The sequence below is a fragment of the uncultured Stenotrophomonas sp. genome (assembly GCF_963519925.1).
GTDB lineage: Bacteria > Pseudomonadota > Gammaproteobacteria > Xanthomonadales > Xanthomonadaceae > Stenotrophomonas > Stenotrophomonas maltophilia_AE.
Map to the genome: position 1 here is coordinate 48427 of NZ_CAUQPH010000002.1, position 24697 is coordinate 73123.

Below are 24697 nucleotides of genomic sequence, written 5' to 3' on the forward strand. Positions count from 1 at the left end.
CAGATGCGCTGCCGGGCCCAAACACTCATTCAATCAGTGGGCGGTCTCCGGCTCCACCTTAGGATCTGACTTGGCCAGTCGCCCCGCGAAGGTCGGCAAGACAAGCAGCGTCAAGACCGTTGCAGTCAACAAGCCACCAATGACCACCGTAGCCAGAGGCTTCTGCACTTCGGCACCCGAACCACTCGCAATAGCCATCGGAATGAAGCCGACGATGGCGACCAACGCGGTGGTCACCACGGCCCGAATTCGGCTGCCGGCGCCATTCATCGCAGCAATCAGAGGGCTATCGCCGGCGTCCAGGCGCTCTCGAATAGCCTGCATGAGCACCAGACCATTCAGCGTTGCCACGCCAGAAACCGCAATGAATCCGACTGCAGCAGACACCGAGAACGGCATGCCACGAACGAGCAAAGCGAGAATGCCGCCGACCAGTGCTAGCGGAACGCAGCTGAACACGAGGCCCGCTTCCTTTGCACTGCCCAGTGCCATGAACAACAGGCTACCGATCAGCAGGAACACGATCGGCACGACGGTCAAGAGTCGCTTTTCCGCCCGCTGGAGGTTCTCGAACTGCCCGCCCCAAGTCATGTGTGCACCCGGGGGCAACTGAACATCCTTCACTGCAGCTTGGGCTTCACCTACGAACCCGCCCAAGTCACGGCCGCGTACATTGGCCTGAACCACTACACGCCGGCTACCGTTGTTCCGGCTGATCTGATTAGGTCCCTCGCTGATGTCGATGCGTGCAACAGATGAGAGGGGCACAATCCCGCCGGTGGGAGTTGCAATTGGCAGTGATGCAAGCTGATCGGGATCATTGCGGGCATCGTCTCCGAGGCGAACGACGACATCGAAACGACGATCCCCCTCAAAGATCTTGCCGGCCGCCGCGCCGCCGATGCCCGTTGCAAGGGCGTCGCTAACATCTGCAGCCGTCAGACCGTACTGTGCTGCTGCAAGGTGGTCGATCGCTACATTGAGCGTGGGCAGACCAGAGATCTGTTCCACACGAACATCCGCAGCGCCCTCCACGTTCCTCAGCTTCAGCGCAACCTGATCGGCAACAGCCTGAAGCTGCTCGAAGTTGTCGCCGTAGATCATGACAGCCAAATCCGTACGCACACCCGAGATCAACTCGTTGAAGCGCAGTTCGATGGGCTGACTGAACTCGAAGCTGTTACCTATCTGCGAGGCTGCGATCTTCTCAAACCTGGCGATTAGATCCTCCTTGCTCAAGGAAGAGTCAGGCCAATCCTTGCGCGGTTTGAGCACGATCACGCTGTCAGAGATGTTGGTTGGCATTGGATCGATAGCAGCTTCGGCAGTACCTGTTCTTGAGAAGACGGTCACTACCTCAGGCTCAGCCGCGATGGACCTCTCCAGCGCCAGTTGCATAGCCAGCGATTGCTCCAAGGACGTCGAGGGAACGCGAAGCGCCTGCATGGCAAGGTTTCCCTCATCAAGCGTTGGCATGAACTCCCGACCCAGCATCGTGAAGCCGACCACGCCCATCACAAGCATCATCAGAGCGCCAGCAAGCACAGCCTTGGGCCTACGAATGGCACCTTGGATTGCTGGCTCAATGCGCCTTCTCAGGACGCGGATGATTGCAGTCTCGTGCTCTTCATTGTCGTGAGAATCCTTGCCGTCCTTGTTCGCATGAGGCTTTGGATCTCTCACAAGGAGCGCAGCCATTGCAGGCACGAAGGTAAAGGAGAAGATAAATGCGCCAATCAGGGCGAGCATGAAAGTAGCTGCCATCGGTTGGAACGTCTTACCTTCAACGCCCTCCAAGGTGAGGATCGGTGCGAACACCAGCAGAATAATCATCTGCCCGAACGCCGCAGGACGCGCCATCTTCTTGGCTGAATCTGCCGCCACGCGGAGCCGTTCCATGGCATTCAGAGGCCGGCCAAGTTCTGCTCGGCGTTTGCCCAGCATCAGCAGGGTGGACTCGATCACGATCACCGCACCATCTACAAGAATGCCGAAATCCAGGGCGCCCAAGCTCATCAGGTTGCCGCTGATACCAAACTTGTTCATGCCGATAACGGCAAACAGGAACGAGAGCGGAATCACCAGCGCGGTAATGGCTGCTGCACGGAAGTTTCCCAGTAGCAGGAAGAGAACCACAACTACCAGCAGAGCACCTTCAGTCAGGTTCTTGGCGACCGTCTTGACGGTCGAGTTGACCAGCACGCTTCGGTCAAGCACCGGTTCTGCAAAGATATCGGCCGGCAGAGATTCGTTGACCTGCGCCAGACGCTCAGCGGCCGCCTGTGCCACGGTGCGGCTATTACCTCCGGCGATCATCAGAGCAGTGCCAAGCACGGCCTCATGTCCGTTACGGCTAGCCGCGCCCAGCCGCGGGGCACGACCCAGACCGACCTCTGCTACATCGGCTACGCGAATAACCACGCCGTCCTTGGTCGCTACCGGGGATTGGGCCAAGTCGTCGGTCGTCAACGCAAGGCCGTCGGCCCGTACTACCAGGCCCTCACCTGCACGTTGAACGAAGCCCGCACCTGCTTGAACGTTGGAACGCTCCAATGCCTGTACGAGATCGGCCAAGCCAAGTCGGTATGCCGCCAGCCGTGCGCTGTCGGGGTAGATACCGTATTCCTTGACGTAGCCACCTACCGTATCAACCCCCGCCAAGCCCGGGCTTGAGCGCATCTGGGGCGCGATAATCCAATCTTGGACGGTACGCAGATACGTTGCGCGCTCCTGCGCGGTAGCAAGGCGATCGCCTTCCGGGGTCAGGTAGACCTCGCCCTCGTGCCAACCGGCTTGGCCAGGTTTGGCCAGCTTCTTGGGGTCGAATGGCCTGAAGTCCACTGTCCACATCAGTACCTCACCCAAACCCGTAGTAACGGGCGAAAGCATGGGTGAGACATTGTCAGGCAGGTCCCCGGCCGCTTCCCGCATGCGCTCAGCGACCTGCTGGCGTGCGAAGTAGATGTCAGTCTTGTCGGTGAAGATTGCAGTGACCTGGGAGAAGCCATTGCGCGATAGCGAACGGGTGGTGTTCAGCCCCGGGATGCCAGCCAAGGCCGTCTCCAAGGGGTACGTAACCTGACGCTCGATTTGCTCAGGGGTCAGGGCTGGGGCGATGGTATTGATCTGGACCTGGCGGTTGGTGATATCTGGTACGGCATCGACTGGTAGCTTGCTTAGTTGGAACAAGCCAAAGCAGGCAATCAATGCGGCCAGAAACACCATGAGCCAGCGGAACCTGACCGCTGCTTCGATGATGATGTTGAACATGGTGAATGAGTTCCCTTAGTGGCCGTGTTCGGCTTCGCCCTTGGCCAGTTCGGCTTTGAGCAGGAAGGCGTTGGCGCCTACGACGCGCTCACTGCCCGTCAGACCGTTAAGGATCTCGATTCGATTGCCTGCACGGCGCCCGGCGAGTACCGGCGTTGCTTTGAAGCCGCCCTCGACGGCCACGAAGACAACGCTTCTGCCGTCAACGGTTTGGACCGCGTCAGCAGGCACGCTCATACCTTCGGCGGCACCACCGGCAATGATCAGTGCCGAAACGGGGGAGCCGGCCGGTGGAAGTTTCTCGGAGATTGGCTTGGCACGAATCGTGGCGGTGCCACCCTGCTGCATCACATTCGCAGCCGCAGCAATTACTTCAGCCTCGAAGCTACCTCGGGGGCCCGTGACCTCCAACTTCATCCCTGGCATGGCGACGGTGGCCAGCGCGGGGGGCGCGGTAAACACGAGTTCATTCATGTCGGGATTGGAAACCTCCGCCACCAAGGTTCCAGCCGAGACGACACCACCTGGTGTTACCTGGACGTTGCCTACCAACCCAGCGACCGGACTGGTGATGGTCACCCGGCCGGAACTGTCCGGAGAGCCGCTGGCAGCGACTTGAGCACGGGCAGCACTGGCCGCAGCATCGGCCGCCAAAGAGCGGGCCCGCGAGGCCTCCAGCTCCTGACGCGCCACCACACCTTGGTCCACCAGAGATTTATCGCGGCTGTAGGCCAAGCGAGTAGCTTCTGCCTCTGCCGCCGCCGCAGTAGCTGCGGCCTTGAACGTCGCAGCTTCGCCGCTAACCACAACTACTAGAGGTTGATTGCTTTTGACCGCTGTTCCTGGCGCAACGAGTACGCGCTCAACCCGGCCAGTGACCGTCGAGGCGATCGCTGCGCGCCCCCCGATGGCGGGCTCGACGCGACCTGCAAGCCTAGTTGAAGCGCCACCGCCCCGCCCTACTGCAACCACGCCGATGCCAGATGCCTTGATCTGATCGGACGTCAGCTTGACTAGCCCCTCCTCAGCCTCCTCCTCGCCGTGTTCACCGTCGCCGTCGCCATCATTGTGGGCTTCTGCACCATCAGGCGTGGCCTCATCTGCGTGACCACCCTTCCCTTCTTCTTTGCTGCCCTTACTCTTGGCCTCGGTGCCGGCGGCTTTTTCCGTTTCCTCCGCACCGCCACTGCATGCGGTAAGCCCCCCGGTGAGCAGGAAGGCAGCCACCAGCGTCGCTCCGATGAGCGTCTTGTTTCCGTACTTATTCATTTTGCCTCCACAAACGGTGCGCGCCCTTCAAGGCGAGCGAGGTCGATTTCTGCTGTCACCCGGCTAAGGCGGGCATCTACAGCGCTGCCACGCGCAGCAATCAAAGTTGATCGGGTGCTACGCAGCTCCAATTGCGATATACGACCTGCCTCGAATCCGATGCGGGCCAACCGATAGGCTTCGTCTGCGGCTTGTACGCTCTCATCCGCAGCTCGCGCGCGGCTGTTGGACGCTTTGAGACTCGCTACCGCTCCCAACCGAGCCGCCTCGCTGTCACGCTTCTGACCCTCTAGAACCGCCTCAGCTGCACGTTGCTCGGCATATGCAGCCCGAATCGCCCCGCGGTTGCGGTCAAACAGGGGAATGGAAAGGCTGATGCCAACGTTGTAGGCCTCGTCGCCTGCTTGGCGGAAGCGCGTTTGAGCCACAGATGCGCTCAGTTGTGGCAAAGCGCGCTTACGCTCGACATCGATGAGCCGACCTGACGCCTCCGCTTCGGCTTGGGCGATTCGAACAGCGAGCGGGGCGGCCTCGTTTGCGACCGGGTGAGATGGCACGCGATCCAGAAGGCTTTCACCGATCTCGGTAAGCCGGCCATCCAACAAAGACACCCCGGCTAGCCGCGCTAGAGCCGCGTCCCGGAAGGCCTCGGCCTCATCCAGGCTGGCCTTCGCGTTAGCAACCTCGCTACGCGCCTGGACGCCGCGCAAGTTGGGTTCCCGACCTTCGCTAACCATCGCACCTACGGCTTTCGCGTCTTGTTCAATCAACGCCAAAGCTTCGCTAGCCAACTCATAGCGGCGCAGAGCAGCCTCTGCCTCCGCATACGTGGCTGCCAGACGACCAGCCGCATCGCTGCGCATCAGATCGCCCCGCAGGCCCGCTGCGCCTGCCTCTGCACGCGCAGCGCGCACTCGCGCGCCCCGCTGACCCCAAATTTCGAGCGGCTGGGAAAGCGTCACAATGGTGTCAGCGTTGGAGAAACCCCGATAGGCACCAGTACCGTACGCGTTCTCTGCGTCGATGGAGACCGTCGGATTGGGTACAGCCCGGGCCTGTTGCACCCGAGCCTCTGCGGCCTCGGCCAGCGCGGCACCTTGGACGGACGCAGGCATCTGGTCCAAACGAGAAAGCAACGATTCGTAAGACGGTGCAGTTTGAGCACCTACATCCCCGCCAGGCACCAATGCCAGCAGAACAGCAACAGCCAACCCGGTCGCTGATAGCGACCGACCTGTCAAAATCGACATAAAAACTCCCGTAAATTATCTGAGCGAACTACCCGCTAGCGCGGGGCAGAGCGAGATCAGATACGGGGGGGGCGCATGGGCCCGTCGAGTCGAAGTGCGTAGACATCCCCGTGCTCGGTATTGCGCAGCAAGGTTCGACCATTGGCGAGCAGATCGTCGTGGCCGGCGGCGGGGAGACTAGCGGTTGAGTGGTGGCAATGCCCGTGACCGCAGGAGTCGGCGCCGGATGATTGCTTACTCTTGTCCTTGCCCGATTCCAGGTCTGAGTCACTGCTCAGGGCGTGAACATCTCCCTGGCTAGCCGGTGCTTCCTGCGCACACGCCAACGACTCGGCCACAGGCACGACCACAAATACCGCCAAAAGCAGCAGCATTAGGTACATACGAATGGCAGGAAGGGACCGGCGCATGGTGGGAAGGCTATCAACCTGATTGAGACGGATACAATTACATAGAAGGGTGGAAGCGACCGCTTTTGGCACGATTTAGGCTTCCGTTCAGGTTTGGAGCTAAGGTGGTCAGTCTAGGAGGAGGAATGCCCAGGTCAGTCCGACATTGCAAAGTGCTACGAACACAGCGGCTGAGCCCATGTCTTTGGCACGACCAGCGAGCTCATGGATCTCCGGCCCGTATCGTTCAATAACTGCTTCGATGGCCGAGTTCAGTAGTTCCAACGCAAGCACCAACAGCACACTCCCTACCAAGAGGGCTCGCTCTACCCCTGAGTCGCCTAACCAGACTGCGGCGGGTAGAGCCGCCAGGGCCATGACGACCTCTAGCCTAAAAGAAGACTCATGCAGCCAGGCCGATCGCAGCCCCTGAAGAGACCAGCGCAGCGCTTTCAACACACGGGCGATGCTCCGTGGACGATGACCATACATGTCTGCCATTGTGATGTTTCCTTCTTCTGCCGTTAGGAGGCGCTGCCGGGATCTCCCGGCAGCGCTGCTCCCGAGAAATGGTTATGGGGCGGCGACACTGCCAACGGAGCAGCCGGAGAACAGATTTAGGCTCTGGTCCAACGCTTTTGTCCGCACCTGCATGAGACCGAGCACAGAATGGAAGAGGTTGTCGTGAGTGGCTGGCAGCCTTGAACGTCCCTGGACGCATTCAATATCCAGCTTGTTGCTGCTCTTCATGCCCTCTGACATCCACATCACCATCGGCACTTTGATCTGAGTCTCCGGGGCAATGGCGTAGGGAAGACCATGCAGATAGACGTTCGCCTCGCCCAATGACTCCCCGTGGTCGGATACATAGATCAAGCCTGTATCGTGGCTCTTGTCCTGTTCGAGCATACGGATTGTCTTTGCCAGAAAGTCATCCGTCGCTAAGACTGCGTTGTCATAGGCATTGACTATCTCGGCGCGAGTACACTTGCCAAGGTCGGCGTTGCGGCAGTCAGGAGTAAACTTCCTCAGGCTCTCGGGGTATCGCTTGTAGTAGCTAGGTCCGTGGTTACCAAGCTGATGCAGAACCACGACGACGTCGCCGGGATTGTCGTCAATGGAGTCATGCAATCCCTGCAGCATGATTTCGTCGCGACAAGCCTGATCGTCACATAGACTATCTTTGGCGGGAACGCGGTAAGACTCAAATGCAAGATCAGAGCACACCCCCTTGCATCCCGTCTGGTTGTCGCGCCACAGGGTCTTGATTCCGGCGCGCTCCAATACGTGCAGAAGCGACTCGGATCTTTTGATCTTGTCTCGGTCGTAGTCTCGCCTTCCATACATAGAAAACATGCAAGGAACGGACACCTCGGTATTGGAACCACAGGCCGTCACGTCGGTGAAGTTCACGACGTCCAGGGCTTCAAGTTGCGGTGTCGTGTTCCTAGCGTATCCGTTCAGCCCCCAGTTCTGGGCGCGAACCGTCTCGCCTACAACAATGACAAGAAAGTGTGGCTTCGCGCCTGGTGGATGAGGATCCATCGTGGCGTCGGGACCGACTACTTTGATCGGTCCACGCTCTGCGCGCGTCTCCTCTTTGATGACCTTCCCTATCGAGGCAAGGTAGTTCCCGGGCGTCGCAAGGTATCTGACTGACTTGTGGTTGCGCATAAGCGAGGATAGGTTGTCGAATGAGGCCAGTGCCGCACCAACAACTACCACTATAGCCATGCCCAGCAAGAGAGCTCTGGAAAGTAGTCCGCGCGCCATGGTGCAGTGAGGTCGAATTCGTACCGCACATACCGCAACGGCGGGAAGCAGACCTTTGACCAGCACCGACAGGAACAATCCCCAGGTCAGCAGCTCTCCGGCCTCCGCGCTGTCAGTCTTCAGCACGTTTCGAATCATGCTCGAATCGAAGTACACGCCGTAATTGTCGGAGTTGTATGCCGCCGCTGCTGACACAATGAGGAGCAAAGCAACAATCGGTTTCAACGTCCATCGGACGCACAGAAGCCCAAGAATAAGTACGTTCATAGCCGTAAGAAGCGCGGCCGTAGACGAGACAAGCAGCGCTCGCGCCACACCCTCCACACCACTCTTTTCAACTACCTCTGCAAAGAAGGCGTTGTTGAGGAACAACGTGAAGTAGAGTGCGACGATCACGATTAGTGTGTTGATCCCGGCCTGAGGCCCACGAAGAGGCCGGCCGAGCCGTCCTAGTGGATTTGAGCCATTCCCACCAAGCTTCCAACTGTGGTTCAGGTATTTTTTCATGTAACGCATAGCTGCTTCCTTTTGATCGACCGCCAAATGCGCTCATGGCGCATGCGGAGGCACTTCGCAGACCGCGCCAACTCGTCGAAGGGCGTTCCTGCTCGCGGGTCTAATTCCAACGGGCGCTTAGAGATGCGATGCAGGTCTGGGAGAAGGTGCGTCTGCACTCGCAAGAGGCGATGCATAAGGCCGCTGTATTGAGTCCGCGCAAGCAGACGCATCGCCGCCAAGAGGCAGAGTCCTGAAGTAGCGATTGGTTGGGGTAGAGAGCTTGCGAGGTTTCGGATCTTCACCGGGACAGTCGCCGAGCGCTGATCCCTCGATAAGTAGTCGACGCCTGCGCAGTCGGTGGCGGTTACAGTTCATCACCAGTGCAGGCTGCCGCTGACTGGCTTGCGCGAATCCATAACCGGTCGCGACTGACTGCGTCGAAGCCGAATGCTCCCCGAGCCACTTGTAGCGTCTATGCGCTGCGGAGGGCCGGGTACGTCTGGCTACTCGCGCGGAAGTCCCTGGAAATAGCTTTGAAGCGCTGTGCCATTTGGAACTCGCAAGCGCCTGGACGACTCCTACGGCGCTCATGCCCGGGGAAGGCCTCTTCAACGCACCGCGTGAGACTGAAAGCACTGAGACACTACGTATCCACGCATACGCAGAGACTGATACCCGGGAGGCACCCAAGAAGGAAGTCCGCAAGGTTTCGGTTAGTTGCGCCAGCGTGGCTTGAATCCCGGTCAGTAGCGGAGGTCTGCCTACGACCAGGCCGCCCCTGTGCCACGGCAACCAGGTAGCGGTATCCACGAATTCAGGGGAGAAGACCGAGGCCAAACGTGCCTCACCGGCTGGAGATAGAGCACCGTCTCCAGGGCGTGCGGGAATGATCAGCACAGAAGCTGTCGTCAGCACGGCAGATTGACCGTACGAAACTCGGTTAGAGGTGGGAATCGGAAGAGGCATTTAGTCCACCTTTTTGAAGGCGGCACGATGCCGTTCGGCGGCTGCACCAGCAGCCACGCGTCGGCCGGGCGCGCCAAGCGCCCAGCAACAAAGTTTGATCATGGAGAGACCTGTTAAAGGTGATCGCAGAAGTACGAGCAGACGCGCTGCGCCTGTGTCGCGATCAAGCCCTGGGAGGTCTAATCAGCCTTTCGGGCGTGTGGGAAGTCACAGGCTGTTCGTAGAACGTATGCCCGTCTTCATTTAGTGCAGCGTCGGCACTGGTGAATCCGTTGGACGCGACGAAGGTGCTGCTGTGGTGGCAGTGCCCATGACCACACGCAGGGTGTGACTTGTCGGAATGGCCGTCGCCTGCCCCTGCTACGTCCTGATGGGCCTGCTCTTCAGAAGAGCAAATCGACGCATCCACGAAAGGCACGACCACCAGCACTGCAAGTAGCAGTGCCAGAGCGTAGCGCTTAGCGTGGATGACGAAGGAAGTCACGTGCGGCTCTGACCAATACGGTTGAGGTCGAGAAGATACCGTGGACGGCGCTCATCAGCAAGCCGGCACTTGTTCATCAACCGCGCGGTCGTGTATGAGTCGCATCCTGCGGCTTGCTCGGAAGAATGAACGGGTTGAGGACTAACCACATGCGATGCGGGCGGGACGACAAATTAACGCTTTGCCTTGACTTCTGTACGGACTAACTGGCTGAGCAGTGCGGGATCGAGTCGCGGGAGCGGAGTTCCGTTCACAAAAAAGGACGGAGTTCCGCCAATCTTTGCAGCCTTCGCGTCGGCGAGATCGACCGCAATCACTTTTTCCACTACGCCCGTAGCGATGTATGCGCGGGCTTTAGCCACGTCCAAGCCAGCTTTTCGCGCAAATTCCCAAGCAATCGCTGAGTCTTCCCGCCCGTGTGAAGCCCAGGCGGGCTGGGCATCCATTAGCGCTTCGAGAACGGCCGCAAACCGGTTCTGCTGGCGCGCAGCCTCAAGAATGTTTATGCCGAGGACAGATGTCTTCCCGTGGAAGGGCGTATAGCGAAGCACCAGCCGAGCATCCGCATTTTCTCTCAGGATCCTTTTGACCTCTGGATGCATGGCCCGGCAGGCCTCACAAGCTGGATCGAAGAACTCGATGATGGTGACGGGCGCATTGACCGGGCCTATGACAGGCGAATGAGGCCGTACTACCACACCGGCTTGAGGCGATTGGTCATTGGCCGGGCCCTCGGCACTCCGAGCGAATGAAGTGGGGGAAAATGCGGCGAGAGATAGTATCAACACCGCTATGATCGTGCGTGCTGCTTTCATTGAAATAGCTCCAGTGTGCCTTGTGGTGTTTGAAAGGACCGATGCGGCTCGGGTAGCTTGGTGTGACGCAGTACCAACTAACGCTGCTCGGCTCCCAAGCGCCATGCGGGCCACGCCTCAACGATCACGCTTACAGCAGATCGAAGAAAGAGCAGGGCGATGATTGATCCTGCGGCGATGTCCGGCCACCCGCTGCCGATGAGGGCCACCCCGCCCGCGGCTACGAGAACGCCCACGTTGGCAGCCACGTCATTACGTGAGCATTCGAACGTGCTCTTCATGTTGATGTTTAGGGCGCGGAATCGCCAAAGGAAAGCCAAGCAGGATAGGTTCGCCACAAGTGCAATTGATCCGAAGATGAGCATGATGCCGCTGGCCGGTGGAACCGCGGTGATCATCTTGTTCACGACCTCGACGACAATGAAAACGAAGAATCCAAGGATCAAGAAGCCCTTTACCAAGGCCGCGCCTGCCTCCCACCGACTACCACGCCCCACGGCCCAGAGACTGAGCGCGTACACGGCTGCATCGCCAAGCATGTCCACCGCATCGGCTTGGAGCGCACTTGAGTTGGCGACTATGCCGGCGCCAAACTCGACGAAAAACATCACCAAGTTGATAGCCATCACCCATAGCAGCACGCGGCGCTGAGCGCCCTGTTGTGCCATCCGCTCGAGTTCTTGGCGCTTGTTACCGCAGCAGTGGTCCATCGTGAGTCCTATAAAAGGCTTCTGGGGTTGAAATCAGCTCATCCTGCCTTTATCAACCCTGTAGCAACTAGAGGGTCAAGCTATGTCCACCGTCTTCACGATCGGCCAACTCTCACTCCGTACCGGAACCAAGGCTGAGACGATTCGCTACTACGAGAAAATTGGCCTCCTTGCGTCTCCGGCCCGTTCACAAGCCAACTACCGCCACTACACTGAAGTTGATCGGCGCAGGCTTGCCTTCGTTCGCCGTGCCAGAGAGCTTGGACTCCCCATCGCCCAGATCCGGGATCTCATTGAATTAGAGACCCATGGCGACCAGGAGTGCGGGGCTGTGGATGAGTTGGTCCGGAGTCAGATTCGCAGTATTGAGGAGAAGGTAAGAGACCTCCAGGCACTGAACAAAGAGCTAACTCGCATACTCTCCCACTGTCCAGGTGGTCTGGTTTCCGAGTGTCGAGTCCTCGGCGCTTTGCAGGCGCCAGTCGGGCCGGCTAAACATGGCGGGATTCAGCCCCCGAAACGGTGAAGGTCCCTGAGAGCGCTGACCTTTGCCGAGCACGTAGAGATCTTCCTGCTACCGGCAAGGATAGTCAAAGACGCTTCAAGAAACCCGGAACCAACACCGGGTCTGCACTCAAAACTAACCGCTAGAGGTCCGCAGTATGGAGCAGGCCTGACGCCGATAGACCAAGCGCATCGGCGAGCCTAATAACGGTAGAGAGCCTGCAGTCCTTCTTTCCCTGCTCAATATGCCCAAGTTGCGTACGGTGCATACCTAGTCGGGCTGCGAAATCTTCCTGAGAGACGCCCAGCGCCGTCCGTCTCGCCTTCACGGCGGCGCCAAGGGCCAACTGGTGCTTGGAAGTTTTCACCCCCTAAGCTTTGGTTTCGTAGTACTTTTGGTCTACAGTACTTACGGTAGCATATTTGACAATGGCCGCCCCCTCCCCACCTCCCATTCGGGGGCCTGCGCCGCTTACGGACCTTGGCAGGTAGGTATGAGCTTCTTCTTGGTAGATGCTGAATCAGAGTTCACCTTAGAACTGTCATTGAGCCAACAGTCGGAGCAGGATCTGCGGCGCCAACTCGCAAAGCTTCAGGAGGGCGGAGACGCCGGAACCCTCTCCAGACGCCTTGCCGCCGAGCTATCTAGACTGGTCCCAGAGATGCTTGACTGGGATGTCAAAAGGCCCACAAAAGCGCAGATCGCCTATGCCCGTTCAATCTGCTACCAACGAAAGATTGAACTTCCTGAGCAGGCTATGGAGTCCCGTCAGGCCATGCATCTCTTCATAGCCTCGCGCGGCCGGTGGCCTTGAATCCATTGCCGCACCTCTCTCTGCACCCGCCTTCTGGTTGGCCGAAGCGACGCGCAAGAGCGCAGAATGTCGATGGCACATTACTACTATGACAAGTCGAACTAGTCTCACCCATCCACTGGCTATTGCCGAGTTACCGGTGGGAACGAAGGATGGGGCAATTGGCGTGACATTTGCTCCCGGAAAGCATCAAGAGAGCGCAATGACTGGCGCTTGGGCTAGGGATTTAGACATGGACTTGGAGGCGATTCGTGCTTGGGGCGCAAGATTTTTGATCACGCTTATCGAGCCGTGGGAGTTCGAGGACCTCAGGATCTCCTCCCTACCTGATCATGCTGCTAAGCATGGCTTGGCTTGGCATGGACTGCCTATCACGGATGGTAGCGCGCCAGACGACCGCTTCCTGGCACGTTGGAAGGAGCTCGGACCATATCTGAGTCGCGCCCTGCTCGACGGAGGAAGAGTAGTCGTGCATTGCAAGGGAGGGTTGGGTCGTGCAGGACTAGTTGCCTCGCTGCTTCTATTGAGCACTAAGACGAACAGTGATGCTGAAAGCGCGATCCTCGCGGTACGAAGGGTTCGTCCCGGAGCTGTAGAGACACTCGAGCAAGAATGCTTCATCCACAAGTGGGCTGAAGAGCACAGAGTATAGCCGGCGCGAAATGGCTCGGACTCCGCCATTGACTCTCTGACTGATCGAAAGACGTCCTTTCGAGATTATCGGATAGGAAAGAACCGGCGGAGGACCATCGCCGATTGATGAGCCTTGCCAGACCACCCCGTAGCACTTTCGGGCGGCGAGTGTATTTGGTCCTCCTCAGATCCCGGAGCTCGATCAAGGAATTCTTGATTCCGCATGCGTACCAGCAGGGTCACGGTGCAGAACGAATCTCGACATCCGCCAAACAGCGACATCAGAATAAGGAGAAACGCCCATGAGTCTCCGAGAAAGGAAGCTTCTGGTACTAGACCTTGATGAAACGCTCGTCTTCTCAACTGAGCGCCCCTTGGATCGTCCAGCGGATCTGAGTGTCGTCGGGTATCACGTCTACAAGCGGCCCCATCTCGACACATTTCTGGACTTCGCCTTCTCAAGGTTTAGGGTCGGCGTTTGGACATCGTCTGGACGTCTCTACGCTGAGCCTCTTGTCGCACAGTTGATGCCAAAGCGTCCCCTAGAATTTGTATGGTCATCCGAGAGGTGCAGCTTAGTTAGGGATTGGGAGGAAGGCGGCTACTCAACACAGAAGCGGATAGCGAAGCTGAAGAAGCATGGGTTCACACTGGACCAGATCATCGGAATAGATGACACCGCTAGCAAGTACGCTCGGAACTATGGGAATTTAGTTCTGGCACGGGAATTCCTCGGCGACGTGTCAGATGATGAGTTGCTGCATCTGATCCATTATCTAAAAGTGCTTGAGGAGGTGCCGAATATCCGTGCAGTCGATAAACGAGGATGGCGCGATCTGCTATCGCAGCGAGGAAACGAGCATCCCGGCTTTTTGAAAGCGTAGAGTGAGAAACTATCAGTGTCAGCTAAGCGTGCTTTCATTGAGCCAAATCACCGTGTCAGTTCTTGAATGGCCACGACGGCTCGATTCCCAGTTGGTGCTATTCACTCAAACCGGATGGCGGGAGGGTGGATAAGGGCTGGCCGCCGTGAGTCCTAGCTTCGTCCTAGGGTGCGGATGGTATGGGCCACAGTAGGCGTCGTACCTGATTCTTTTCCTAGACTTTGACGCGCCAACCGAGTGTCTGCGGTCAACGAATTCGACCAGACTCTCGTCGCCCGGCCAGACAAGCGCAAAGCGGGTTGAGGGACACCAATGGGCGGTCAAACGCCACGACTGAAGAACCGGACGGTTGCAGGGTCCGGCATGGAAGGTGCTACTGGGATCATTTTTGCAGATAACGGGGTTGATAACCCTAGCAATGAACCCCTGCCCCTGTGGCTGGGCAGGCGACCGCAGCGGTCGCTGCCGCTGCAGCGCTGAAGCCATCCAGCGCTATCGCGGGCGCGTGTCCGGCCCGCTGCTGGATCGCATCGACCTGCATGTGCAGGTGCCCCGCCTGGAGCCTGCCGAACTGCGCAGCGGTGCGCCGTTGGGCGAAGACAGCCTTGCGGTCCGCGCACGCGTGGTCGCCGCACGCGAGGTGCAGTTGGCGCGCAGTGGAAAACCCAACGCGCAGCTGTTGCCCACCGAACTCGATGTGCATTGCCACCTGGATCCGGATGACCAGCAATTGCTGGAGACCGCGGTGGAGCAGCTGCAGCTTTCGGCGAGATCCATGCACCGGATCCTGCGCGTGGCCCGCACGGTTGCCGACCTCGCCGCACAGGAGCGGATTACGACAGCGCACCTGGCCGAGGCGATTGGCTACCGGCAGGTGGATCGTGGGGGTGCGGGCTGAATGATGAACGTCATCCGGCAGGCGAAATGCCATAACCCAGCCGGTTGGGTTATTCTGGGCTTGGGTCATGCCTAGCGTCGCCCGGCTCAACGGACTGAGGGTGGTCATCTACCCAAACGACCATGGTCCGGCGCACGTACACGTGATCGGAGGCGGCTCGGAAGCCATCTTCCTGCTGCGATGTCCGTCGGGCCCACCCGAGCTCAGAAGCAACGATGGCTTCAGCGGTGCCGCGCTTCGCAATCTTCGTTTGCAGCTGTCCGAAATACTTCCCTGCCTGTGCAGCCACTGGAGAAGCATCCATGACCATCTCCGACATTGACATTGAACAGGCGAATGCGCGCATGCGTCGCCTTCAGCAGAGCGGTTCGGTCGAATCCGTCACCTACCGGCGCGCGACCAAGCGCGTGGTCATCGAACTGGTCACGGGCATCCAGCTTTCCATTCCTGTCGATCGCATCGAAGGACTGGCAGACGCACCGGCAGCGGCACTTGCCGAAATGGAGATCAGCCCTAGCAGGCTGGGCATACATTGGCCGCAACTGGACGTTGATCTCTACGTACCCGGGGTACTGCAGGGCAATCTCGGCAGCAGGAAGTGGATGGCGACGCAGCTGGGCAAGGCCGGTGGCGCGTCGACGAGCGAGGCCAAGCGCGCCGCCGCACGCGAAAACGGCCGGCTGGGCGGCCGGCCTCCTGGTCCCGCACCCGCCAGGGCGAGAGGCAACAAACGATCCACGCAGGCAGCGGTCGCGCGGAGAAGTGGACGCTGACCTGGTCAAGGTCAACGTTTCGCGCAGGCATGAAACCGGGGTGGCCATTTGATCGGCCACCCCGACATGCTGCTACTGGAAGTCCAGCGACAGCTCCACGAACATCGACCGCCCGAAGGCGTTGTACACGCCCTGGTCGTAATACGGCCAGTTGCCGTTGCTGCTATCCACCGGGGGGCGCTCGTTGGTGAGGTTGTTGGCGGTCAGCAGCACGCTGGCCACCTTGTTGATCCGGTAGTTGACCGTAGCGTTCCAGGTCGTCCACGGGCCGATGTTGCGTTCCTCGCCGATGGCGTTCCAGGTCGGTGCGTTGCGGATGCCATAGACGTTGGTGCTGAACGCGCCGATGTTCCAGTTCGCCCCGAAGGTTGAGCGGTAGTGCAGCTCATTGGAGTTGGCGCAGCAGAGCATGTCGTAGACCGGGTCGCCTTCCTGCTGTTGCAGCTCGTGCTTCAGCGAGCGGTAGTAGCCGGCGTTCACCCCGAATTCGCCCGCGCGCCCGGCGCTCCATTTGTAATCCGCCGACGCCTGGATACCGGTCTGGCGCTGCTTGGCCAGGTTGATCGGATAGGAGAACACCTTGGACACGCCGTTGGGGTTCAGCGGATCGTTCGCCGGCAGGCGCTGCACCTGGGCCAGGATCTGCCGGCAGGTGGGCGAGTTGATGTCGAAGGCCACGTCGCCATTCTCCGAAGCCCCCAGCCGGCAGTTGGCCTCGGTGGTGAGGATGCTGTCGGTGCCAAGGATGTTGACCTCGTTCTCGATCTTCACCGAGTTGTAGTCCACCGAAAGGTTCAGGGCGTTGTCCAGCGCCGACCAGACGAAGCCGTACGTGAAGGTTTCGGCGGTGATGTCCTTCAGGTCGCGGTTGCCGGTGCTCGAAGAGAGCACGGACAGCGACGCCTGCGGGCACTCGTCGAAGTTCTCGGAGGTATACCCTGCCTGCCGGCACAGGAAGGTGTCCACATTGGTGGTATAGCCGCTGCTCTCGCGCGAATACAGGTAGAACATGTCGGGTGAGCGGAACGCGGTCGCATAGCTGCCACGCAGCAGGAGCGAGTCGATCGGGCGGTACTCCAGCCCCAGCTTCCAGGTCGCCTTGCCGTTGCCGCCACCGCCCTGCAGGGAATACTTGTCATAGCGACCGGACAGGTTGGCACTGAAGGTGTCGAAGATCGGCACCTGCAGTTCCGCGCCTATGGCGTACAGATCGCGCTGTCCCTCGGCCGAGGTGCCTGCGGTCTGCCCGCGGAACAGCGTGGCGGCATTGGGATCGGCCGACTGGTTGAAGAACTTCTCGCGGGTGCCCTGCAGGATCATCGCAACGCCGACGTCGCCGGCAGGCAGGCCGAACAGCGAGGTATTGGTGACCAGCGCGGTGATGCCGGTGCGCGAGGCGTTGGATTCGGCGCGGTTGGTGCCGCTGAACTGGTCGTACTGACCGCGTGTCAGCGGCTCGTAAAGCGCGTCCAGGTTGGGCGCGTAGGCGTCATAGCCGTTCACCCTGCCCAGCAGCGGACCGAGGTAGTAGTCGTCGATGCCGCCCACGGCCAGGAAGTCGGTGGACTTGCGGGTGACGTCGGTGCTCGAACGGTTCACGTACACGTCGTAGTCGAATCCGGTATCGCCCAGACCACCGCGCGCGCCGGCGGTAATGTTCAGCGAGCGGGTGTAGACGCGCTGGTCCTTCGCGTCCATGCCTACCTCCTCAGGCGCATAAATGCGCTGCCATTGCTCGTAGTTGCCGGTCGTCTGGTTGTAGAAGGTCTTGTTCCAGAACGGGCTGCCGCCGGAGTAGGTCGGGCGGCCGAAGCTGAAAAGAATGTCCGAGTACAGCTCGGTGGTTTCGCTGAGGTGGTAGCGCAGGAAGGTGGTGGCGTTGACGTCCTCGCTCCGGTTGTAGAGCGTGGCCGTGCCAACGTTGTCGGGGCTGCCACAGTAGTAGCCGGTGCCCGCCGCGGTGCGGTGCGCGTAGGTGGTGCTGCCACCGAACAGGTAGGACAGCGGCGCGCACGTGGCCTGGCCGGGGTCGATGTAGCCATTGGGCGACATCTGCATGCGCAGGAAGGTGCGCGAGGGATCCTGTGGCCCAGTCGGGCTGTCGTTGACGCTGTCGATGTAGCTTCGGTCCGAGGCGTAGATCGGCTTCTGCTTGGTGTACTCCAGCCCGTAGCTGAGGTCCAGGTTGCCGAAACTGTGGCCGTTGCTGAAGATGAAACGTTGGCTTGAGCCGCCGCCGTCGCTGTAGCCGCCGGCGCGGTAACGGAAGTGCGCGCCCTCCACCTTGTCTTTCAACACGATGTTGATGACGCCGGCCACGGCCGAGGAGCCGTACACCGACGACTGACCACCGGTGAGCACGTCGATGCGCTCCACCATCCCCAGCGGAATATTGGCGATGTCCACGATGCTGGTGTTGCCGTTGTAGGCCAGCGGATAGCTGTTGAGCGGGCGTCCATTGAGCAGGGTCAACGTATAGCTGGGATCCAGCCCGAACAGGCTGACGGTTTTCGCGCCCGGGGTGTAGAAGCCGGTGCCCTGCGAGTCCTGGACGGACCCATTGGCCGCCGGCAGCGAACGCAGTGCATCGAAGACAGTAGTGAACCCCTGCGCTTCAATCTGCTCCGCCGTGATCGTGGTCACCGGCGAGGGTCCTTCGATCTGCGCGCGGGGGATCAGCGAGCCGGTGACGTTCACTGCATCGAGCTGCCGCGTGGCCGGTGCAGCGCCTTCTTCTTCGGGTGGAGCGGCCTGGGCCTGTGCGGCCAGGGGATGGATCAGTACGGACGACACCAGCAACGACAGCAACGTGCGCTTCATCTTGCAGTTCTCCAGTACAAGGTCTCCCGGTGCCAGGCAGGCGCAGGAAGGTTGGGTGTGTAGGCGGGTTCCGTGGGGGGTGGGGACCCCGCTTTTCTAGATCGATCTAAATTCGTTGTCAATAATTTGAAATGAAACTGTTTTTGCCGGCTTAGATCGAACGAAATGGCACTTGCGGCTGGCTCGGCACGTGTTGCAGGATCAGTGCGCCTGTCGGCCCGCTCGCCCGCTGCCGCCGATGTGCGCCATCCCGTTACGTTCCGGAGTGCCCTGCATGCGTCTGCGTTGCCTGATCGCCCCCGTCGTTGTCCTCCTCGCCGTGCCCGCAGCGCACGCTGCCGACATCCAGCAGACCCGCGAAGGCGTCACCCTGACCTACCAGGACCCGAGCGCTTCAACGGTTGCCGACGTGCGCGACCGCATCATCGCCACCTTCTTTTCCACCTATCCGCGCGAGCGCGCGGACTTCCATCCCGGCGCGCCTGCCCGCGTGCGCATCGTCATGGACCCGGCTTACGACGGGGTTGCCTATGTCGGGGAAAAGGAGAAATCCGCCACGATCACCATCAATCCACGCTGGCTGCAGAAGCATCCCAACGACACCGACCTGGTCACCCACGAAGCCATGCATATCGTGCAGGGCTATCCGGGTTACGCCAGCGAACAGGCGCCGTCGTGGCTGGTCGAGGGCATCGCCGACTACGCGCGCGACGTTTACGGGGTAGACAACGCCTCGGGCGGCTGGGCGCTGCCCACCCAGGTCAAGCCGGAACACAACGTGGACACCGGCTACCGCGTGACCGGTGCGTTCCTGAAGTGGAGCGAGGCCGCGCATCCGGGGCTGGTCAAGGCGCTCGATGGCGCCCTTCGACAGGGCCGCTATACGCCCTCGCTGTGGAAGCAGCACACCGGCACTGAGCTGCCCGCCCTGTGGGACGCGTACGTCGCCGCCCAAGCCGCGGCCGCGCGGAAGGCGTAGCCGCCGGCTTTCAGTCGCGGATCACGAAGCCTTCGTTGAGACCCGGCGCTCGTCTGCAGCCGCGCCGGATCCACCTGCAGGCGCCCGAGAGCCACCGCCTGGCACGCGCGCGCCGGTAGGGCGCACCCGGTACGGCCTGCCGACGCCTCATGCCGCGTAGGTCCGCGCGTGGAAGGCCTGCGTGCCCGGGGCGGCGGCATTCCATTCCCGGTCCCACGCCAGGAACATCAGCACCGGCCATAGATGGGTGTGGTATTTGCGGTTGCCGTCGAGGAAGGACTTCCACAGCCCGGCGACCACGGCCTCATCGAGGATGCCGCGGTTGCGGATGGCGACCGGGTCGAGCAGATCGTCGGCCCAGTCGCGCAGCGGCCCCTGCAACCAGCGCGCCACCGGTGCGCCGAATCCCTTCTTCGGGCGCCGCACATGATGTTCGGGCAGGTAGCGCTCGAGCGCGCGCTTCAACACGGCCTTGGTTTCGCCGGGCCGCAGTTTGTGTTCGAACGGCATGTCCCAGGCCAGTGACAGCACGTCCGCGTCCAGGAACGGGCTACGCGCCTGCACGCCGAACGCACCGAAGGCGCGGTCGCACTTGGTCATGAGCCCTTCGCTCAGCTCATGGGTCTGGTCGAGGAACAGCAGCAGCTCCGCCGGGTGTCGGCACGCCGGATGCAGGCTCGATTCCAGGAAGTGCCGGGGCGCCTCGCTGGCGGCCTTCAGTGCACGCGATGGATCGCGCCAGCGCGAAACGCGCATCAGGTAGGTTTCCGCCAGCGACCCGGATGCCGCTTCCGAAACCAGCGCCGCGACCCCGCCCAGGCGTGCCCGCTCGGGATTGCGCGCCGCATGCGCGCCCAGCGCGCGGCGCACCGCAGCCGGAACGCGTCGGACCAGCCGATGGTTGCGCATCGCCTTTACATACGAACCGTGGCCGAAGAACAGTTCATCGCCGCCGTCACCGGTGAGCAGGGTGCGGCAGGATGTGCCGGCGGCCTCGGCGGCCAGCAGGGTGGGAATGGCCGAGGAGTCGGCATAGGGTTCGCAGAAGACCCGCGGCGCGGTTTCCACCAGCCGTAGCGCGCTGGCGTCGTTCATGACCAGTCGCGTATTGCGCGTACGCAGATGGCCGGCGACCTCCGCCGCCCACGCGGATTCATCGTGGCCGGGCTCGTCGAAGCCTACCGTGATCGTCTCCACGGCGGCGGCACTCTGCTGCTGCAGCAGAGCGGTGACCAGGCTGGAATCGACCCCGCCCGACAGCAGGCAGGCCGTACCCGGGCCGCGCGCGCGGCCGATCGCGGCCTGCAGTCGGTCCAGCACCGCGTCCACCGACGCCGCCAGCGACGGCGCTGCGGAGGTGCATCTGCGCGTCTCCACGAGTGTCTTCAGGCTCCAGTGCGCCGTGAAGGGCCCGGCCGCTGCGGCGCTGCGGTGCCAGTCCCGCACCTCCGCTGCATGGAACACCCGCAGCGTGCCGGCGGGCAGTTTGTAGATGCCACGGTAGGCGGTGCGCGGGGCGGGAATATAGCCGTAGCGAAGCAGTTGCGACACCGCCTGCGGATCGACCTCGCCGCCGCCCATACACTCGTGGCTGAGGGTCTTCAGTTCAGAAGCGAAGACCAGGCCGAACGCGGTGCAGGTGTAATAGAGGTCGCACTGCCCCATGCGGTCGCGCGAAAGAGTGAGGGTCTTTTCATGTCCATCCCAGATGGCGACGCTTACCGCGTCCGCAACGTCACGCAGCACGTCGAGCGCGCCGCTATCGGCGAGCCTGCGCGCAATCACCTGCGCGGGCGCGTGGCGCCCACTGGAAGCGGCGGCACCGCCGGTGACCACCACATAGCGCTCATCCGGGCTGACGGCGATGCAGGACTGGACCTCGCATGCCGACACCGCGGCCAGCGCCAGGCCAGCGCCCGGACGAACCAGCGGTTGCCGCTGCCGGCCACGGTGCGCAAGCGAGGCCGTCAGGCGCCTTGCCGTGGCACCCAGCTCGCCGTCGCCCACCTCCCGATGGACAATCCAGTTTCCTGCAATTGCAGACACGTACGCTTCCACCCGCTCGACGCCATGACAACCGCGTTGGGGATACCGTGCGGCACTGCCTGGAAGGCGGCCGTGGCTGGCTTCCAGTACGTCAGGGTGCGCCGCTGCGCGGGGAGCGGCCATGCAAGTATTTTCAAACGTCCGCTGCCTGCGGGCAGCCGTTCAGCTGCCCAGCACGAACCGCTCGATGGCCAGGGCCACGCCGTCCTCGGCATTGGTGGTGGTCTGGTAGCGCGCGGTGGCCTTGACCACGTCGACCGCGTTACCCATCGCCACGCTGGTGCCGGCGAACTGCAGCATGGTCAGGTCGTTTTCCTGGTCGCCGATGGCCATGACCTGGCTGCGCTCGATCCCCAGGTGCGCGGCCAGCGTCTGCAGGCTGGGGCCCTTGCCGGCCCGGTGGTCGAACACCTCCAGGAAGAATGCCGCACTCTTGAGCACCGCGAAACGGTCGGTCAGGGCGTAGGGCAGGCGGGTGATGGCGGCATCGAGGACGCTGGGTTCGTCCACCATCATCAACTTGATGAACGACATCGACGGGTCCATGTCGGCCACGCTGCGGTACGACAGCGGCACGTGGGACAGGTGCGAATCGAAGACGGTGTAGTGGCTGATGTCCTGGTTCGGCGTATACAGCCGCTTTCCATCCAGTGCCTGGAAGTGCACCCCCAGCTCACGCGCAATGCGTTCGCAGAACACGAAGTCGTCGAAGCTGAGCGGGTATTCCACCACCACCTCGCCGCTGCCCACGCGCGTGACCAGACCGCCGTTGCAGGCGATGCAGTAGTCCTCGTCACCGTCGATGCCCAGCTCGGCCAGGAACGGCGCCAGGCCCGAGACCGGCCGGCCGCTGGTCAGTACGATCCGCACTCCCTGCGCGCGCGCACGGGCGATGGCCTGCTTCACCCGCGGGCTCAGGCGGTGGGCGGGGTCCAGCAAGGTGCCGTCCATGTCGATGGCGACCAGCCGGATATCGGCGGCTCCGCTGTCTGTCTCTGTCACGCTCACCCTTCGCACTGCAACCGCACTGGCATTCCCAGCAATGCCGCACAGTTTAATCCAGGCCGCCGCATGCACATAAGGAAGCCAGCCGGGTTGCCCCGGCTGGCTTCGGTTCCACACGTCATGCGTCCGGTCGGTCCGGGGCTCAGCGCCCCATCGCCACCTTCTGCTGTTCTTCCTGCACCTGGCGCTGCTGCTGGGTATCGTTGCCGCCGAGCAGCTGCGCGTTGGTCTGCTCCAGCGGCGGCGCCTGGGCCAGGTCCACGGCGGCGCGGTTACCCGGCGTGGTGCCCATCACGAAGGCCTTGCCGTCCTGCACCGCCACGCTCTGCAGCTTTTCCGGGCCGTCGATGCCCGCCTGTTTGGCCTGCAGGGTCACATTGGCCGCCACTTCATTGGAGATCGCGGCCGGCAACTGGCTGCGGATGGCGTTGTGCAGCGCCGTGTCCGGATGCGCCTTGTCGCCCAGCTGCGGGCCGGTCGGCGTGCGGGTTTCCACCGCGTGCGCCTGCTCGATCCTGCCCAGCGTCTGCCGGCCTACCAGCCCGTCTTCCTCAAGCCCCTGCTGCTTCTGGAACGCCAGCACCGCCTCGCGGGTGTTGTCGCCGAACTTGCCGTCCTCGGCAAGGCGGTTGCCGCTGGCATCGCGCACGCCGAGGCGGTTCAGCGACTGCTGCAGTTCGGCGACCTCATCGCTGCGGTCGCCCTTGCGCAGGGTGCCGGCCGGAGCGTGGTCATGGTCATGCGCGTGGCCTGCCCTGCCTGCTTCCTGCTGGATGCCCCTGTTCCAGTAACTTTCCGGGTTGATGAGGTTTCCGGACGGGTCCTTCATCTGGTAATGCACGTGCTGCGCATACTGGTTCGCGCCCTGCGGACCGCGGCCGCCCATGGTGCCGATCGGGTCGCCCGGCTCCACGTGCTGGCCAACCTTCACCCGGGTGTCCTGCATGTGCAGGATCTGGTGCGAGTTGCCGTCGGCGTCCTGGATCATCACGGTGCCGTAGCGGCCGCCCACCGATGTCACGGTGCCAGCGATCGGCGCGTGGATGGTGGGGTGCTGCAGGTTGCGGCCGCTCTGGCCGCCCACGTAGTTGAAGTCGCTGCCACCGTGCGCTTTCTCGCCACGGTGTTCACCGAAGTGACCGGTGATATGCGGCTTCACCCCGTTCTGCGGCGGCAGCATCACCTGCATGGTGTGCTCGTAGGAACGGGCCGGGGTGGCACCAGGCGCAGCAGCCACCGGCGTGGCGGCCTGCTGCTGTGCGGGCGCCTGGTCCAGCGTCTGGCCGAGGCGCTGGTTGACGAACTGTTCGTACTCATCCAGGTGCGGCGCAACCTTGCGCTGCGACAGACCCAGGCCGCCGTAGTCGCGGGTCGGGCCGTCGTGGTGGTATTTGTAGATGTAGTCTTCGCCCTGGCCACGGTCGCGCGCCAGGTTGCGGTTGTCGACGAAGTGCGCCACCAGCGCGTCGGACTGTGCGTCGACGTCGAATCGGTTGGCGTTGTTCAGTCCGTAGTGCTTGCCGGTCTTGTCGATGAACTGGCCCAGGCCCGACGCGGACGTGGTGCCGGCAGCGGCATCCGGATTGAACCCGGATTCGACGCGGGCGATGGCAAGTACATACGCGGTTTCGCGTGGGGTCAGGCCGGCGTCACGCGAGGATTCAATCAACGAATCGATGACGCGCGACTGTACTTCGGGCGATGCATCGCCCCAGCGCCGGGATTGGCCATGCAGGGGACGGCTCTCGTCGATCGGCTCGCGGTAATGGCTCCACGACTCGATCTGGTTGCTTCGGTACGCCGCACCCGGCGGCTGCACCATGCTGGTGTAGATGTCATTGGGCATGTCTGTGCTATCCATTCTATGAAAAAGGGACTTTCCTTAAGGGGTGTTGCTCCAGGTGAATCACGTACCC

17 protein-coding genes and 1 pseudogene are annotated in these 24697 nt (G+C 61.6%); 7 read left to right on the forward strand and 11 right to left on the reverse strand.

Going from position 1 to position 24697, the window contains the following annotated elements; translation table 11 throughout:
- Window positions 1-33: 33 nt before the first annotated feature.
- The 7 genes from RWO33_RS01020 to RWO33_RS01050 all read right to left on the reverse strand — a co-directional run bounded on the left by RWO33_RS01020 (window position 34) and on the right by RWO33_RS01050 (window position 11424).
- On the reverse strand, window positions 34-3270 hold the full coding sequence (locus RWO33_RS01020) for a CusA/CzcA family heavy metal efflux RND transporter (protein WP_101099244.1): 3237 nt from the start codon (window positions 3268-3270) through the stop codon (window positions 34-36).
- A 15-nt stretch (window positions 3271-3285) separates the two neighbouring features.
- The gene (locus RWO33_RS01025) at window positions 3286-4539 is read right to left on the reverse strand and encodes an efflux RND transporter periplasmic adaptor subunit (protein ID WP_054663599.1); all 1254 of its coding nucleotides are present in this window, start codon (window positions 4537-4539) and stop codon (window positions 3286-3288) included.
- Window positions 4536-5789: a TolC family protein gene (locus RWO33_RS01030; protein WP_101099243.1), complete on the reverse strand. Its 1254-nt coding sequence runs from the start codon at window positions 5787-5789 to the stop codon at window positions 4536-4538. Before RWO33_RS01030 ends, RWO33_RS01025 begins: the two co-directional genes overlap by 4 nt.
- Window positions 5790-6307: 518 nt before the next feature.
- Window positions 6308-6679 carry a diacylglycerol kinase gene (locus tag RWO33_RS01035; RefSeq protein WP_101099241.1) on the reverse strand — a complete coding sequence of 124 codons (372 nt, stop codon included), beginning with the start codon at window positions 6677-6679 and terminating at the stop codon, window positions 6308-6310.
- Between the two features lie 72 nt (window positions 6680-6751).
- Complete coding sequence (locus RWO33_RS01040) at window positions 6752-8467, reverse strand: phosphoethanolamine--lipid A transferase (protein ID WP_282243132.1); 1716 nt, start codon at window positions 8465-8467, stop codon at window positions 6752-6754.
- A gap of 1605 nt (window positions 8468-10072) precedes the next feature.
- The gene (locus tag RWO33_RS01045; RefSeq protein WP_157825118.1) at window positions 10073-10714 is read right to left on the reverse strand and encodes a thioredoxin domain-containing protein; all 642 of its coding nucleotides are present in this window, start codon (window positions 10712-10714) and stop codon (window positions 10073-10075) included.
- 77 nt (window positions 10715-10791) lie between these two features.
- On the reverse strand, window positions 10792-11424 hold the full coding sequence (locus RWO33_RS01050) for a cation transporter (RefSeq protein ID WP_101099238.1): 633 nt from the start codon (window positions 11422-11424) through the stop codon (window positions 10792-10794).
- 82 nt (window positions 11425-11506) lie between these two features.
- Here RWO33_RS01050 and RWO33_RS01055 point away from each other — a divergent pair, with 82 nt between their 5' ends.
- The 6 genes and pseudogenes from RWO33_RS01055 to RWO33_RS01080 all read left to right on the forward strand — a co-directional run bounded on the left by RWO33_RS01055 (window position 11507) and on the right by RWO33_RS01080 (window position 15931).
- Window positions 11507-11950: a helix-turn-helix domain-containing protein gene (locus RWO33_RS01055; protein WP_101099237.1), complete on the forward strand. Its 444-nt coding sequence runs from the start codon at window positions 11507-11509 to the stop codon at window positions 11948-11950.
- A gap of 472 nt (window positions 11951-12422) precedes the next feature.
- On the forward strand, window positions 12423-12743 hold the full coding sequence (locus RWO33_RS01060) for a hypothetical protein (RefSeq protein ID WP_101099235.1): 321 nt from the start codon (window positions 12423-12425) through the stop codon (window positions 12741-12743).
- Between the two features lie 232 nt (window positions 12744-12975).
- On the forward strand, window positions 12976-13395 hold the full coding sequence (locus RWO33_RS01065) for a cyclin-dependent kinase inhibitor 3 family protein (protein WP_232767658.1): 420 nt from the start codon (window positions 12976-12978) through the stop codon (window positions 13393-13395).
- A 283-nt stretch (window positions 13396-13678) separates the two neighbouring features.
- On the forward strand, window positions 13679-14260 hold the full coding sequence (locus tag RWO33_RS01070) for an HAD family hydrolase (RefSeq protein WP_101099233.1): 582 nt from the start codon (window positions 13679-13681) through the stop codon (window positions 14258-14260).
- A gap of 415 nt (window positions 14261-14675) precedes the next feature.
- A pseudogene (locus RWO33_RS01075) lies at window positions 14676-15158 on the forward strand (ATP-binding protein); the annotation flags it as partial.
- A 302-nt stretch (window positions 15159-15460) separates the two neighbouring features.
- Window positions 15461-15931 carry a DUF2442 domain-containing protein gene (locus RWO33_RS01080; protein ID WP_314101128.1) on the forward strand — a complete coding sequence of 157 codons (471 nt, stop codon included), beginning with the start codon at window positions 15461-15463 and terminating at the stop codon, window positions 15929-15931.
- 72 nt (window positions 15932-16003) lie between these two features.
- On the opposite strand, the gene RWO33_RS01085 is transcribed toward RWO33_RS01080, so the two are convergent.
- A complete protein-coding gene (locus RWO33_RS01085; RefSeq protein WP_314101131.1) occupies window positions 16004-18751 on the reverse strand; it encodes a TonB-dependent receptor in 2748 nt (915 codons plus the stop codon).
- 274 nt (window positions 18752-19025) lie between these two features.
- On the opposite strand from RWO33_RS01085, the gene RWO33_RS01090 reads away from it, so the two are divergent.
- A complete protein-coding gene (locus RWO33_RS01090) occupies window positions 19026-19730 on the forward strand; it encodes a basic secretory protein-like protein (protein WP_314101133.1) in 705 nt (234 codons plus the stop codon).
- Window positions 19731-19877: 147 nt separating this feature from the next.
- Here the strand turns inward: RWO33_RS01090 and RWO33_RS01095 are convergent, their stop codons facing one another.
- The 3 genes from RWO33_RS01095 to RWO33_RS01105 all read right to left on the reverse strand — a co-directional run bounded on the left by RWO33_RS01095 (window position 19878) and on the right by RWO33_RS01105 (window position 24627).
- Window positions 19878-21776, reverse strand: a complete 1899-nt coding sequence (locus tag RWO33_RS01095) for an asparagine synthase C-terminal domain-containing protein (protein ID WP_314101135.1) — start codon at window positions 21774-21776, stop codon at window positions 19878-19880.
- 162 nt (window positions 21777-21938) lie between these two features.
- Window positions 21939-22778, reverse strand: a complete 840-nt coding sequence (gene yidA, locus RWO33_RS01100) for a sugar-phosphatase (RefSeq protein ID WP_314101138.1) — start codon at window positions 22776-22778, stop codon at window positions 21939-21941.
- Window positions 22779-22923: 145 nt separating this feature from the next.
- Entirely contained in the window at window positions 22924-24627 is a 1704-nt protein-coding gene (locus tag RWO33_RS01105) for a peptidoglycan-binding protein (RefSeq protein WP_314101140.1), read from the reverse strand.
- Window positions 24628-24697: the final 70 nt, after the last annotated feature.